This window comes from Microvirga sp. 3-52 (assembly GCF_018383585.1).
Classification (GTDB): Bacteria; Pseudomonadota; Alphaproteobacteria; order Rhizobiales; family Beijerinckiaceae; genus Microvirga.
This window is the reverse complement of the sequence record NZ_JAHAMK010000038.1, coordinates 1-12,544: the sequence shown is the minus strand read 5'-3', so window position 1 is coordinate 12,544 and position 12,544 is coordinate 1. Positions and strand designations below refer to the sequence as shown.

General features: G+C 63.0%; 13 protein-coding genes. 8 read left to right on the top strand and 5 right to left on the bottom strand.

Annotated features, from left to right (window positions below; translation table 11 throughout):
• Window positions 1–136: 136 nt before the first annotated feature.
• Window positions 137–1,306 carry a 4-hydroxybenzoate 3-monooxygenase gene (gene pobA, locus KHP60_RS21440; protein WP_213566332.1) on the top strand — a complete coding sequence of 390 codons (1,170 nt, stop codon included), beginning with the start codon at window positions 137–139 and terminating at the stop codon, window positions 1,304–1,306.
• 139 nt (window positions 1,307–1,445) lie between these two features.
• Here pobA and KHP60_RS21435 read toward each other — a convergent pair whose 3' ends face one another.
• The 5 genes from KHP60_RS21435 to KHP60_RS21415 form a co-directional block, all read right to left on the bottom strand.
• Complete coding sequence (locus KHP60_RS21435) at window positions 1,446–2,264, bottom strand: DUF1932 domain-containing protein (protein WP_213566331.1); 819 nt, start codon at window positions 2,262–2,264, stop codon at window positions 1,446–1,448.
• Between the two features lie 36 nt (window positions 2,265–2,300).
• A complete protein-coding gene (locus KHP60_RS21430) occupies window positions 2,301–2,993 on the bottom strand; it encodes a 4-carboxy-4-hydroxy-2-oxoadipate aldolase/oxaloacetate decarboxylase (RefSeq protein WP_213566330.1) in 693 nt (230 codons plus the stop codon).
• Complete coding sequence (locus KHP60_RS21425; RefSeq protein WP_213566329.1) at window positions 2,990–3,712, bottom strand: PIG-L deacetylase family protein; 723 nt, start codon at window positions 3,710–3,712, stop codon at window positions 2,990–2,992. The genes KHP60_RS21430 and KHP60_RS21425 overlap by 4 nt, the downstream gene beginning before the upstream one ends.
• Before the next feature lie 29 nt (window positions 3,713–3,741).
• A complete protein-coding gene (locus KHP60_RS21420; RefSeq protein WP_213566328.1) occupies window positions 3,742–4,830 on the bottom strand; it encodes a 4-oxalomesaconate tautomerase in 1,089 nt (362 codons plus the stop codon).
• Window positions 4,831–4,926: 96 nt separating this feature from the next.
• Entirely contained in the window at window positions 4,927–5,889 is a 963-nt protein-coding gene (locus tag KHP60_RS21415) for a LysR family transcriptional regulator (RefSeq protein WP_213566327.1), read from the bottom strand.
• 153 nt (window positions 5,890–6,042) lie between these two features.
• On the opposite strand from KHP60_RS21415, the gene KHP60_RS21410 reads away from it, so the two are divergent.
• The 7 genes from KHP60_RS21410 to KHP60_RS21380 form a co-directional block, all read left to right on the top strand.
• Window positions 6,043–6,921, top strand: coding sequence for an amidohydrolase (locus tag KHP60_RS21410; protein WP_213566326.1), 879 nt, complete (start codon window positions 6,043–6,045; stop codon window positions 6,919–6,921).
• A 64-nt stretch (window positions 6,922–6,985) separates the two neighbouring features.
• Complete coding sequence (locus KHP60_RS21405) at window positions 6,986–7,969, top strand: tripartite tricarboxylate transporter substrate binding protein (protein ID WP_213566325.1); 984 nt, start codon at window positions 6,986–6,988, stop codon at window positions 7,967–7,969.
• A gap of 107 nt (window positions 7,970–8,076) precedes the next feature.
• Window positions 8,077–9,177 carry an alpha/beta fold hydrolase gene (locus KHP60_RS21400; protein WP_213566324.1) on the top strand — a complete coding sequence of 367 codons (1,101 nt, stop codon included), beginning with the start codon at window positions 8,077–8,079 and terminating at the stop codon, window positions 9,175–9,177.
• Window positions 9,178–9,179: 2 nt separating this feature from the next.
• On the top strand, window positions 9,180–10,046 hold the full coding sequence (locus tag KHP60_RS21395; protein ID WP_213566323.1) for a class III extradiol dioxygenase family protein: 867 nt from the start codon (window positions 9,180–9,182) through the stop codon (window positions 10,044–10,046).
• Between the two features lie 4 nt (window positions 10,047–10,050).
• Window positions 10,051–10,365, top strand: a complete 315-nt coding sequence (locus KHP60_RS21390) for a YciI family protein (protein WP_213566322.1) — start codon at window positions 10,051–10,053, stop codon at window positions 10,363–10,365.
• Between the two features lie 81 nt (window positions 10,366–10,446).
• Window positions 10,447–11,463 (top strand): tripartite tricarboxylate transporter substrate binding protein, encoded by a 1,017-nt coding sequence (locus KHP60_RS21385; protein ID WP_213566321.1) that lies wholly within the window; start codon window positions 10,447–10,449, stop codon window positions 11,461–11,463.
• A gap of 103 nt (window positions 11,464–11,566) precedes the next feature.
• A partial coding sequence (locus KHP60_RS21380; RefSeq protein WP_213566320.1) for an ABC transporter substrate-binding protein occupies window positions 11,567–12,544 on the top strand: 978 nt, incomplete at its 3' end.

The window sequence follows — 12,544 nt, the reverse complement described above, 5'->3', positions numbered from 1 at the left end:
CTCCTCCATGTGCGGCGAAATGTTCGAATTGTCCAATCAGATGCTCGCTTTGTCTATTGGCCGTTTGGAGGGCAGGGTTCATCGTATCCCGAAATGACCAAGGTGGCTGCGGCTGCCATTTCGGAGGAAATCGAGCATGCGGACCAAGGTCGCCATCATCGGTGCGGGCCCGGCCGGGCTTCTGCTCGGACGCCTTCTGGACAATGCCGGAATCGAAACCGTCATCCTCGAACGGCGCAGCCAGGACTACGTGCTCGGGCGCATCCGCGCCGGCGTTCTCGAACAGGGCACGGTCGAGCTCCTGGACAAGGCAGGGGTCGGCGAGAGATTGCACGCGGACGGCTTGGTTCATGATGGGGTTGAGCTCTGCTTCGACGGTGACAAGCACCACTTCAACTTCCGGGAATTGATCGGCAGGACGGTCACTGTCTACGGCCAGACGGAAGTCACCCATGATCTCATGCAGGCACGCGACGCCTCGGGGGCGAAAACGATCTATGAAGCCGAGAACGTGTCGCTCCATGATTTCGGCAGCGAGAAGCCCAAGGTGCGCTACGTCAAGGATGGCGTGGAGCACGAACTCGCCTGTGATTTCATCGCCGGGTGCGACGGCTATCACGGCGTGGCTCGCGCCAGCGTGCCCGAAGGATCCGTCCGGACGTTCGAGAGGGTCTATCCCTTCGGCTGGCTCGGGATCCTCGTCGACAGACCGCCCGTCGCCGAGGAGCTGATCTACGCCCATCACGAACGCGGATTCGCCCTCTGCTCCATGCGCTCACCCGCCCGCAGCCGCTACTACGTTCAGGTGCCTGCGGACGAGCAGGTCCAGGAATGGTCCGACGCTCGTTTCTGGGACGAGTTGCGCCGAAGGGTCGACGAGGAAACAGCCGACAACCTGGTGACAGGTCCTTCCATTGAGAAATCCATCGCGCCGTTGAGGAGCTTCGTCGCCGAGCCGCTTCGGTTCGGCAGCCTGTTCCTGGCGGGGGATGCCGCCCATATCGTCCCACCCACGGGCGCCAAGGGTTTGAACCTTGCCGCGAGCGATGTGGGCGCTCTGGCGGAAGCGCTCATCGAATTTTACGCCGAGCGATCCTCTGCCGGGATCGACGGCTATTCCGCCCGTGTGCTGTCTCGGATCTGGAAGGCGGAGCGGTTCTCCTGGTGGATGACTTCCATTCTTCATACTTTTCCGGAAACCGACGCCTTCAGTCGCCGAATCCAACGGGCGGAGTTCGACTATCTCAGGAGTTCGGAAGCGGCAGCGCGTTCTCTCGCGGAGAACTATACTGGGCTTCCGATCTGACGTTCTCGGCGGCGATAGCACGCCACACGTCATCACCGGCCTTGTGCCGGTGATCCCGACGGGGAAGAGCGCGACGCCTCATAGGATCGAGATGGCCGGCACAAGGCCGGCCATGACGTGGAGAATGTTCGCCGAACTCTTAAATCTTATCGGCTTTGGCAAAGCGCTCGTGGCGATCCGCGATGGCACTGGCGAGGGAGCCGTCCAGGCCCAGTTCATCGATCATGCGGCTGGCCTCGCGCATCTCCGCAGCGCGCCGAACGCCGTGCTGCCGCACGCGGGACATCATGACCCTTGCAATATTCTCCCAGTCCATGCCGGGATAGGAGGCTTTCAGGCTCGCCAGGACCGCCGGCATGACACCTGCTTTTTCCGACGCCAGGGTGAAGTCGACCATCAGGGCTTCCATTCCCTTGATCACGATGCTGCGGCACAGTTTCGTGGCGGAGGCCGTTCCGATCCCGGTGCTGACCGGGGTGATCTTCATGCCGAGCCCGTTGAGCCGGCCGGAGATCTCTTCGGCTTTCTCCCCGCCGCTCAAGATCGGCACTTCGATGCCCGGTTCTTTGACAGGGGCCATCACGGCAAACTCGATGAAGTCAGCGCCTCTTCCACGGACAGGCTCAGCCACCCGCTCCTTGGTGGCAGGAGAGACGGAGTTGAGGTCAATGTAGGCCTGCGACGCGTGAAGGGACGGAGCAACCTGTTCCGCCGCGGAGACGGCGGAATCAGCTGTGACGGCAGAGATCACGATATCGGCTCCGCGGCATGCATCGGCCACGCTGTTGGCCGCCCGAACGCCGGTCTCCGAAGCCCGCTGCCGCAGCTCCGATCCTTTCCGGGGATTGTCGAAGAGGATGTCATAGACCGTGATCCTCACGCCCGGTTTGGCCGCGAGCTGACGAGAGAAGACCTGTCCGACTTCTCCATAGCCGATGAAGGCGATCTTAAGGCTCATGTGGTTCCACCGCTCCTCATGAGGCTGACGAAGGCGTCAGTCCTCATCCTTGTATTCGACATAGGTCAGACCCGCCTCCGCCAGCGGTTCACGCATCTTGTAGAGGTCGAGCCCGAGAACGCCCGAGGCGAGGGTTTCGCGCTTCGAGCCTTCATTGGCGACACGGGCCTCGCCCACGACCGCAACGGCTTCAGCCTCCTTGCGCGGAACCACCACGACCCCGTCGTCATCTGCGACGATGACGTCGCCGGGCTTCACCAGGGCGCCCGCGCAAACGACCGGGACATTGACCGATCCGAGCGTCGCCTTCACCGTTCCCTTTGCGGAAATGGCACGGGACCATACGGGAAAGCCCATTTCGGTCAGCGTCTTCACGTCACGGACGCCGGCATCGATCACGAGGCCGACCACATCTCTGGCCTTCAGGGACGTGGCCAGCAGATCGCCGAACATGCCGTCCGTGTTGTCGGTGGTGACGCCGACGACCAGAATGTCGCCCGGCTGGCACTGCTCGACGGCCACGTGGATCATCCAGTTGTCGCCCGGCTGGGCCAGCACCGTCACGGCGCTGCCGGCCACCTGCGCTCCCGCCCAGATCGGCCGCATGTAGGGCTTCATGAGACCGACCCGGCCCATGGCCTCATGGGTCGTCGCGGTGCCGAGTTCCGCGAGGCGTTCGACCACTGAACGGTCGATGCGCGGGGTGTTGGTGACGACGACGGGCTTCATGCCAGTTCCTCGACGATCTGGGGGAAGATGCGCTGATACGCTTCGCCATAGGTCATGGCCTTGCCCGAATTGCGGCCGCCCTGCATGCCCCGGTTCAGGGCGACGCGGGTGTAGTATTCCCACAGATGCTTCTGGGCGGCGAGAATCTCGAAGGCCTTGCGCTTGGTCTCCCACACATCGTCGATGTTCAGGATCACGTTGGGCTTGTAGTTGCACTGCTCGGGCTGGTGCGGCTCGAACAGGAACACTGGCGGCGCATTGTAGGCGAGGTCCGGGTTCGGCTTGTGCCCGGCCGCCTGGGCGACGATGCGGGCTTCCTGGGCGAAGCGCGTCGCCTCGGGATGGTCCACGTTGTAGGGATCTTCCAGGGAATGCGTGAGCACGAAGGACGGCTTGAGCTCGCGGTAGATGTCGACGAGGCGGTCGAGCATCTCGGGCGTGGTGTGGAGGGGGTAGTCGCCGGCATCGAAGAACTCGATCTCGGCTCCGAGCGTCTCGGCCGCGCGCTCGGCTTCCTCGCGCCGCTGCGCCTTCACGTCCGAGAGCGACTCGTCGCCCTTCTTCCAGGCCCACTGGCTCTCGCCTCGCTCCCCGAAGGAGAGGCAGACGATCTTCATGCGATCGCCCTTCTTCGCATGCAGGGCGATGGCGCCGCCTGCGCGCCACACGAAGTCGCCGGGATGGGCGGTGACGACAAGTCCGGTTTTTCCACTAGTCATAAGAGCCTCAAGAACAAAAATTGTTTGAATCAGGCAGCGTCGCGGCCGGCCTCGAGCGGTTGCGCCAGGGCCTCGTGCGCGAAGGCATACCCTTCGAAGAGCAGGCGCGCCGTCCGCAGGAGGCCCGCCTTCTCCACGACCGGACTCTCTTCCGTTCCGCCGACTTCGATCACGACGCTGAACTCGCCGGTCGGGTGCTCCACCGACAGCGTCTTCTCGCGTCCGGGCGGGATGGTGGCGACACGGGCCGCCGGCGAGCCCGGCAACACGCAGGCCGTGGCGACCGTCACGGCGGCAAAGACCCCGATGGAGGCGTGGCATTCGTGGGGAATGAAGCTGCGGGTGCAGACATGTCCGCCTGCTTGCGGCGGCGCGACCAGCGCCATCTTGGGCACGACCTTGGAGGAGACGTCGCCCAGGCCCATGAGTCGACCGGCTTCGAGGCGGATTTCCTCGAGCCGCGCCTTCAGTTCCGAATCCTTGTCGAGCACGTCGCGGGCCTCGTATCCGGTTCGACCGACCGAAGCGGCCTCGAGCACCACGACGGGCATGCCGTTGTCGATCAGAGTCGCATCGACACCGGCGACACGATCGATCGCATTTCCGGTCGGCAACAGTGAGCCGCAGACGGAGCCGGCAGCATCGAGAAACTCGACGGCAATCGGCGCGGCGGTCCCCGGCACGCCGTCGATGCGGGCATCGCCTCCGTAAGCCACATGGCCGTCAGGGGTCTGGACGCTCAGTTCGGCAATCGTTCCGGTATTTACCGTATGGACGCGCACCTGCGTGACCGGACCCTGAACCGCGACGAGACCACGCTCGATGGCAAACGGTCCGATGCCGGCAAGGATGTTTCCGCAATTGGGCGTGACGTCCACCTTGGGCTTGTCGACGACGACTTGGCCGAACAGGAAGTCCACATCGCAGTCCGGACGCTTGGACTTGGACACGATGGCAATCTTGCTCGTGAGCGGATGAGCGCCGCCCATGCCGTCGATCTGACGCGGGTCCGGCGATCCCATGATCGATAGAAGAAGCGCGTCACGCTGCGCGGGATCCGACGGAAGATCGTCCGCCAGGAAGTAGGCCCCCTTGGAGGTGCCGCCCCGAAGGATCATGCAAGGAATGCGAGGCTGAATGGTCCGTCTCCCACCGGCTGGTGAATGGATCGCGGGCAGGGTGCATCAGCCATACGGGTGCATCAAATGGTTTATTTATGGGCTTTGATGAATTTTTTTCATCCTGCGGCCAGGTTTGTTGATCCGTCCTGCCGAGGACTTGTGCTTTGGCTCGGCAAATGTCTGCACGATCAACTTGCGCAACTCGTCCGCGAGCGGAGACAGGGGAGTGCCTCGCTTCGAGATGATGCCGAGCTGACGGGTGACGCTCGGGTTGCGCAAGGGAATCAGCTTGAGCCCGCGCTCGTCCACCGTGTCGAAGGCGAGGCTGGGTATCACGGTGAGCGCCACACCGGCCCGGACGAGGGCGACTGCGGTCTGAATGTGCTGCACCTCGAAGCGCCAGCTCAGCACCTCCCGGCGGCTTCCGAGCGCATCGTCGATGATGATTCTGTTTCCCGTCTGGGGGCTGATCCTGATCAGAGGCTCCTCCGCGAGATCCGACCAGCTTACGTCCGATTGCACGGCCAGGGGGTGGTCCTCGGGACAGACGAGCGTGAACGGATCCTTGATCAGCATCTCGATGTCGAAATCCCACCGGTGCGCTGCCACGAGCGTAATGCCGAAGGCAATCGTGCCGTCCTGAACCAGATTGCTGATCTCGGTGGCCGAGTTGTCGTAGATCCGGAGCACCACATCCGGATGCCGCTCCTGAAAGTGACGCAACGCCCTGGGCAGGCGTCCGGACGCGATGGTGGGGAGGCATCCGATCGACAGGGTTTCCTGGCGGCTGCGCCCCTCATGACGGAGTTCGTCAAGGGAGCCCGCGAGGCTTTCAATGGTCTCCTTCACCTTGGGCAGAAGATTGAGCCCGGCCTGGGTCAGCGAGACCTCGCGGGTGGTCCGGGACAGGAGCTTCACGCCAAGGTCTTCTTCGAGCTTGCGGATCCGGTGGCTGAGGGCCGTCTGCGACAGATTGAGATGCGCCGCCGCGTGCTGGAAGCTTCCGCGCTCGGCGATGGCGACGAAGGCGTGAAGTCCGAGAAAGTCGATGCGCATCGGGTTCATTCGCTCGAGGGGAAGCAAAGGCTCGGTTCGTCCGGATATATGAAGTATATTCATTAATAGGCAAAAATAAACCATTTGCTTCATTTTAACTCAGAAGCATTTCATGGGCGGCCGAAACCGCTCCTTGAAGGTCAATTCATCAGAATGACGTCAGCGCCGACGATCCCGCCCCCGCATCCCGATCCGCATGTTCCATCCTTCAAGCTGCCGCCGAAGGCATGCGACACGCATTGCCACATCTTCGGGCCCAATGAGCGCTATCCCTATGTGCCGGAGCGGCCCTATACGCCACCGGATGCGCCTTTGGAGATGTTCCGCGCATTGCATGATCGTCTCGGCGTCGAGCGGGCGGTCATCGTCAACGCGACACCCCATGGGCGCGACAACCGCGTCGTGACGGATGCCATTGCCCAGAGCAACGGGCGTTACAAGGGCGTCGCGAACGTCGACGAGACGTTCAGCGACCAGGATCTCCGGCGCCTTGCCGATGCGGGCATCACCGGATGCCGCTTCACCTTCCTGCCGCGCCTCGGCAAGATGCCCGACATGTCCTCCTTCGACAGGGTCGTGGAGCGCATTGCCGCCCTCGACTGGCATGTGGATCTCTATCTTCCCGCAACCTTGCTTGCCGACTTCAGACCCAGGCTGACGGCGCTGCCCATTCCTTACGTGCTGGATCACATGGGCGTCGTGGATGCGAGCCTCGGCCTCGACCAGCCTGCCTTCGTGGCATTGCTCGATCTGGTGCGGAGCGACGAGAAGTGCTGGGTCAAGGTTACGTGCCCTGAGCGCATTTCACGCGCGGGACCGCCCTTCCACGATGTGGTTCCGTTCGGCAGGGCCCTGATCGATGCGGCCCCGGATCGCGTCCTGTGGGGAACGGACTGGCCGCACCCCAATGTGCCGGTCATGCCCGATGACGGCGATCTGGTCGATCTCATCCCGCTCTATGCGCCGGATCCGGCCCTTCAGCAGAAGCTTCTCGTCGAGAACCCGGCGCGCCTGTTCCGCTTTGCGGATTGAAGATCGCGACAGGAATTCCGCGAAGACGAACCACGCGTTAAAAAACATCAGGGAGAAACACATCATGTTCGGAACGGTCACGAGACGATCTCTGCTGGCTCTCGCCATGACGGCGGGCCTCGGACCACTCGCTCCCTTGCAGGCCCAGCCGGCTTATCCCACCCGGCCGGTGAAGGTGGTGGTGCCCTTCGGAGCCGGCGGCGTGGCCGACATCACGATCCGCATCGTGTCCGAAAAGCTGAGCGAGAAGCTCGGGCAGCGCTTCATCGTCGAGAACATGCCAGGCGCCGGCGGCATCACAGCGGCCCGGGCGGCTCTCTCGGGCGCTCCCGATGGGTACACCCTGACCATGCTCACGAACGGCACCGCGATCAGCGTGCCGCTGTTTTCCAAGCTCCCGTTCGATCCGCAGGCCGACTTCGTCCCCGTTTCCACGCTCGGCACGTTCGACTTCCTCTTCGTGGTCAACGAGAAGTCGAACTTCAAGAGTCTCAAGGACTTCCTTCAGCAGGCGAAGGACGAGCCGGGAGTGCTGAACGTTGCCACGGTCGCCGTCGGCAGCAGCCAGCATCTCTCCTCGGTCCTGTTCAAGCAGGAGACAGGAGTTGATCTGGTTCATGTGCCGTTCCGCAACACACCCGATGCACTGGTCTCCCTGCTCAGGGATGACAGCCAGCTCCTCATTGACAGCCAGGCGGCTGTGAAATCCGGCCTCGAGGGCAAGCAGGTGAGGGCGATCGCGTCTTCCGGACCGCGCCGCTCCGCTGCCATGCCCGACGTTCCGACCGTGCGGGAGTCCGGGATCGAGGGTTTTGACGTGACCTCGTGGAACGCCCTGTTCGCCCCCAAGGGAACTCCCCAGCCCGTCATCGATACCCTCAACAAGGCCCTTCAGGAGATTTTGAAGGCTGAGGACGTGAAGGCTCGCCTCCTCGATCTTGGCATCGAGGCCCGCAGCGAGACGCCAGCCGAGCTCAGCGACCGCCTCCGCTCGGATATCGAGAAATGGCGGGCCGTGATCGAGAAGGCCGGCATTCCGAAGCAGTAACCATCAGGCTTATGAAGGATTTTCATCAATCCTCCAAAACAAACCATTTGCTTCATCTTTGACCCGTGGCTCATCTTTGCCTGCCGCGAGGAGAGATACACGAAGAAATGAGCGAACGGCCAACCATCGTATTGCTGCCGGGGCTCCTTTGCGATGCCAGTATCTGGGAGGCGCAAAGGACGGCTCTCGAGCCCTATGCCGACATCCGCATTGCGGATTTCTCGCAACTCGCCTCGATCGAGACCATGGCCCACTCCGCACTCGCCGTCGCCGAGGGGCCGCTGATCGCCATCGGGCACTCGATGGGAGCGCGCGTGGCCATGGAGATGGTCCGCCTTGCACCCGAGCGCATCGAAAAGCTCGCCCTGATCGACACGGGTGTCGACGCCCGACGGGAAGGAGAGGAGGCGAAGCGCCAGGTCATGATCGATCTGGCCTTTGCCGAGGGTATGGAAGCCCTGGCCGACAGGTGGCTGCCACCGATGCTGCACGAGGGCAGGACCGAGGACCAGAGCCTGCTTGCTCCGCTCAGGGCCATGGTCATGCGGTCCACGCCCGAGCAGCACCATAGGCAGATCCAGGCGCTCCTGAACCGGCCGAACGTGCGGCCGCATCTTCCGAACATCGCCTGCCCGACCCTGGTGATGGTCGGCCGGCAGGATCGCTGGAGCCCGCTGGCACAGCATGAGGAGATGGCGTCCCTGATCCCGAATGCCGAACTCGTCGTGATCGAGGATAGCGGACACATGTCCCTCCTGGAGCAGCCCGAGCAGGTGTCCGAGGCGCTGCTCCGCTTCCTCGGATTCAGGAACGACAACACGCGCGCAAATCATGCCGCGACTAGGGGGTTGAAACCGATGGGCGAGGACGCCGCGCCGGATCGTATTCCGGACACTCCGCTGTTCGATCGCAAGCGGTCGCTTCGCGGATACCGCATCAACAAGATGGCCATGGGCCTCGGCACTCCCGCCAATCGGGAGGCGTTCCGGGAGAACGAGAGCGCCTATCTCGACCGCTTCGGTCTCACGTCCGAGGAGAAGGAGGCTGTGATGTCCCGCAACTGGCGCGAGATGGTGCGCCTGGGCGGCAACCTCTTCTTCATTCTCAAGATCTCGGCTGTCGATCCGGTCCGCATCACGGAGATCGGCGCCCATCAGGCGGGAATGGAACATGCGGATTTCCTGCGGGATCGTTTAGGGAAGAAATAAGAATGGCAAAGCTCATCGGAGGCCTTGGAACGTCCCATGTTCCCTCCATCAGCGCCGCTCTCGACAAGGGCCTGCGCGATACGCCGGACTGGAAACCGTTCTTCGACGGCTACCTTCCCGGTCAGGAATGGGTGAAAGAGAACAAGCCCGACGTGGCCGTAGTGATCTTCAACGACCACGGCAACACGTTCTTCCTCGACAAGGTGCCGACCTTTGCCGTCGGCTGCGCGGAGGAATACCACCCGGTCGACGAGGGGTGGGGACCACGCGCCATTGCTCCCTTCAGAGGGGCCGTCGACTTCTCCTGGCATTTCATCGACAAACTTGTCGAGAACCGGTTCGATCCGATGATCTGCCAGGAGATCGAGGTCGATCACGGGCTGCAGGTTCCGATGGAGCTGTTCTGGGGCAAGCCCGACGAATGGCCGGTGAAGGTCGTACCGATCTTCGTCAACGTCATCCAGTATCCGATTCCGCTGCCGAGCCGCTGCTACGAGATGGGCCGCGTTCTCCGCCAAGCCATCGAGAGCTATGACAGTGACGAGCGCTTCGTCGTTGTCGGAACCGGCGGTCTCTCGCACCAGCTCCAGGGCGCCAGGGCTGGCTTCGTCAATCCGGAAGCCGATCAGGCCTTCCTGAACGATATCGCCAACGATCCGGACAAGCTCGCGAACATGTCGCGCGAGCAGTATGTGGAGATGTTCGGCAGCGAGGGCGCCGAACTCATGATGTGGCTCGTCATGCGCGGCGCCATGGATCCGGACGTGGTGGTTCGACACAAGCACTATTTCGTGCCGGCTTCCATGACGGGCGCAGGTATGATCGTCATGGAAAACCAGGCGATCGCTACTTCGGCCGAGGCGGCGTGACGCCATGTACTGGCTCATGATCTGCCGCCACCGGAGCGATGCGACAGGCCTACGGGAGCAGCACCGGGATGCGCATCGCGAGCATGTCGCTACCGGCGGCGGTGGGCTCGCCAAGGTGCTGATCGGGAGCGCCCTGACGGAGGACGACGGCGAGACGCCGATCGGCAATTTCGGCGTTCTGGAGGCTCCATCTCGCGAAGCCGCTCAAGCCTTTGCGGAGAACGATCCGTTCGCGCTGGCGGGCCTCGTCGAGTCGATCGAGATCACAGCCCTGGCATCACGGTTCCAGGCGCATCGGATCGATCCCATGACGCGCTAGAGGACGGAAAAGGCCCATTCCCTCGGTGGCTAACCATCGAGACCGATCACTATCAAAAGAACAAGCCAGAGGAAATGCCATATGCAGAACAAGTCGCCTAGCGGACCTGCTCACGCAACCATCAATCGCCGCCAGATCCTCATGGGAGCCGCGGCTTTCGGCCTGTCCGCCGGCTACTCGGTGCGAGTCGCAGCCCAGACCTATCCAAGTCAAAACATCCTTCTGGTCGTGCCTTTCACTCCCGGCGGATCGACGGACATTCTGGCGCGGCTTCTCGGGCAAAGGCTGGAGGGGGCGCTGAAATATCCAGTCGTCGTCGAATCCCGTCCTGGCGCTGGTGGCTCTGTCGGCGTGGGGTCCGTAGCCCGTGCCGCCGCGGATGGTCATACCCTGGTCATGGGCCATATCGGCACGTTCGCCGTGAACCCGGCTCTCTATCCGAGGCTGCCTTACGATCCGGTGAAGAGCTTCGAACCGGTCAGCGGCATCGCCAATGTGCACAACATGCTCGTCGTCCACCCGGATGTGCCGGCCAAGACGCTTCAGGAACTGATCGACTACGCCAAGCAGAACCCCGGCAAGCTGAACTACGCCTCCGGCGGCATCGGCAGCGCGGCGCATATCGCCATGGTCGCCCTGGCCGACCGCGCCGGAATCACGATGACCCACGTTCCTTATCGGGGCACGGCGCCTGCCGTGACGGATCTGCTCGGAGGGCGCGTGCAGCTCACCTTCACGGGCGCCCCGAACCTGCTTCAACATGTGGAGGCCGGTACGATGAGGGCTCTGGCCGTGTCAGGGCAGTCGCGCCTCAAGGGAGCCCCCAATGTTCCCACGGTGGCCGAGTCCGGTTTTCCCGGATTCGAAGCGTCTCAATGGTATGGGATCCTGGTTCCCGCCGGCGCGCCGAAGGCCATCGTGGATCGGCTCAACACCGAAATCAGAACCGCCATGGCGGCCCCTGAGATCGCCGAGCGCCTGTCGCTTGAGGGAGCCGAAGTCTGGACCAACACACCGGCCGATTTCCGCGAACACATCGCCAAGGAAATGGCGCGGTGGGGTGAACTCGTAAAGCGTACCGGGATCAAGCCGGAATAGCTCGGGCAACAGTCTCAAAAGACACTCCTTCCCCAGCTCCAATCAAGAGGCTGCCAAGTGCCCGACAAGAATGCCGGGGAGGGCTCAAACGGGAGGAAAGAAAATGTTACGACGGACTTTCATAAGCGCTGCAAGTGCAGCGGCGGCCGTGTTGGCCCTGACCGGGGCCGCCTCGGCCCAGGAGACGATAAAGGTCGGCCTGATCCTGCCGATGACCGGGCCCTTCGCCTCGACGGGCCGCCAGATCGAGGCGGCCGCGAAGCTCTACATGCAGCAGAAGGGTGATACGGTCGCGGGCAAGAAGATTCAGCTCATCCTCAAGGATGACACTGGCACGGCCGATGTGACCAAGCGCCTGGCTCAGGAACTGATCGTTCAGGAGAAGGTCTCCGTCCTGGCAGGCTTCGGCCTGACGCCGCTCGCCTTGGCGACGGCGCCGCTCGCAACCCAGGCGAAGGTTCCGGAAGTGGTGATGGCGGCTGCCACCTCGATCATTCCCGAGCAGTCGCCGTTCATCGTGCGCTCCAGCTTCACGGCGGCGCAGGTCACGGTGCCTCTCGCGGATTGGGCTGCGAAGGAGGGGCTCAAGCGGGTGGTCACCATCGTGTCGGATTACGGCCCCGGCATCGATGTCGAGAAGGCATTCACCGAGACCTTCACCAAGGCTGGCGGGCAGGTAGAGAACCTGCGGGTGCCGCTCGCGAACCCCGACTTCTCGCCCTTCCTGCAGAAGGTCGCCGATGCCAAGCCGGATGCACTTCTGGCCTTCGTGCCCTCAGGTGTCGGCGCGCAGTTCATGAAGCAGTTCGTGGAGCGCGGTCTCGACAAGAGCGGGATCCGGTTCCTGGCTGAAGGGAGCGTCACGGACGACGATCTGCTCAACAATATCGGCGATGTGGCGCTCGGCGCCGTCACTTCCCACCACTATTCGGCCGCTCATGACAGCCCGGAGAACAAGGCGTTCGTCGAGGCCTTCAAGAAGGCGAACAACGGCATGCGGCCGAACTTCATGGCGGTCGGCGGCTACGACGGCATGCACCTGATCTACGAGGGCCTGAAGAAGACCAACGGTGCCGGCGGC

Excerpts from the sequence above, each read along its gene's own strand:
- pobA (WP_213566332.1), top strand. The coding sequence starts at position 137 with ATGCGGACCAAGGTCGCCATCATCGGTGCGGGCCCGGCCGGGCTTCTG.
- KHP60_RS21435 (WP_213566331.1), bottom strand. The coding sequence starts at position 2,264 with ATGAGCCTTAAGATCGCCTTCATCGGCTATGGAGAAGTCGGACAGGTC.
- KHP60_RS21430 (WP_213566330.1), bottom strand. The coding sequence starts at position 2,993 with ATGAAGCCCGTCGTCGTCACCAACACCCCGCGCATCGACCGTTCAGTG.
- KHP60_RS21425 (WP_213566329.1), bottom strand. The coding sequence starts at position 3,712 with ATGACTAGTGGAAAAACCGGACTTGTCGTCACCGCCCATCCCGGCGAC.
- KHP60_RS21420 (WP_213566328.1), bottom strand. The coding sequence starts at position 4,830 with ATGATCCTTCGGGGCGGCACCTCCAAGGGGGCCTACTTCCTGGCGGAC.
- KHP60_RS21415 (WP_213566327.1), bottom strand. The coding sequence starts at position 5,889 with ATGCGCATCGACTTTCTCGGACTTCACGCCTTCGTCGCCATCGCCGAG.
- KHP60_RS21410 (WP_213566326.1), top strand. The coding sequence starts at position 6,043 with ATGACGTCAGCGCCGACGATCCCGCCCCCGCATCCCGATCCGCATGTT.
- KHP60_RS21405 (WP_213566325.1), top strand. The coding sequence starts at position 6,986 with ATGTTCGGAACGGTCACGAGACGATCTCTGCTGGCTCTCGCCATGACG.
- KHP60_RS21400 (WP_213566324.1), top strand. The coding sequence starts at position 8,077 with ATGAGCGAACGGCCAACCATCGTATTGCTGCCGGGGCTCCTTTGCGAT.
- KHP60_RS21395 (WP_213566323.1), top strand. The coding sequence starts at position 9,180 with ATGGCAAAGCTCATCGGAGGCCTTGGAACGTCCCATGTTCCCTCCATC.
- KHP60_RS21390 (WP_213566322.1), top strand. The coding sequence starts at position 10,051 with ATGTACTGGCTCATGATCTGCCGCCACCGGAGCGATGCGACAGGCCTA.
- KHP60_RS21385 (WP_213566321.1), top strand. The coding sequence starts at position 10,447 with ATGCAGAACAAGTCGCCTAGCGGACCTGCTCACGCAACCATCAATCGC.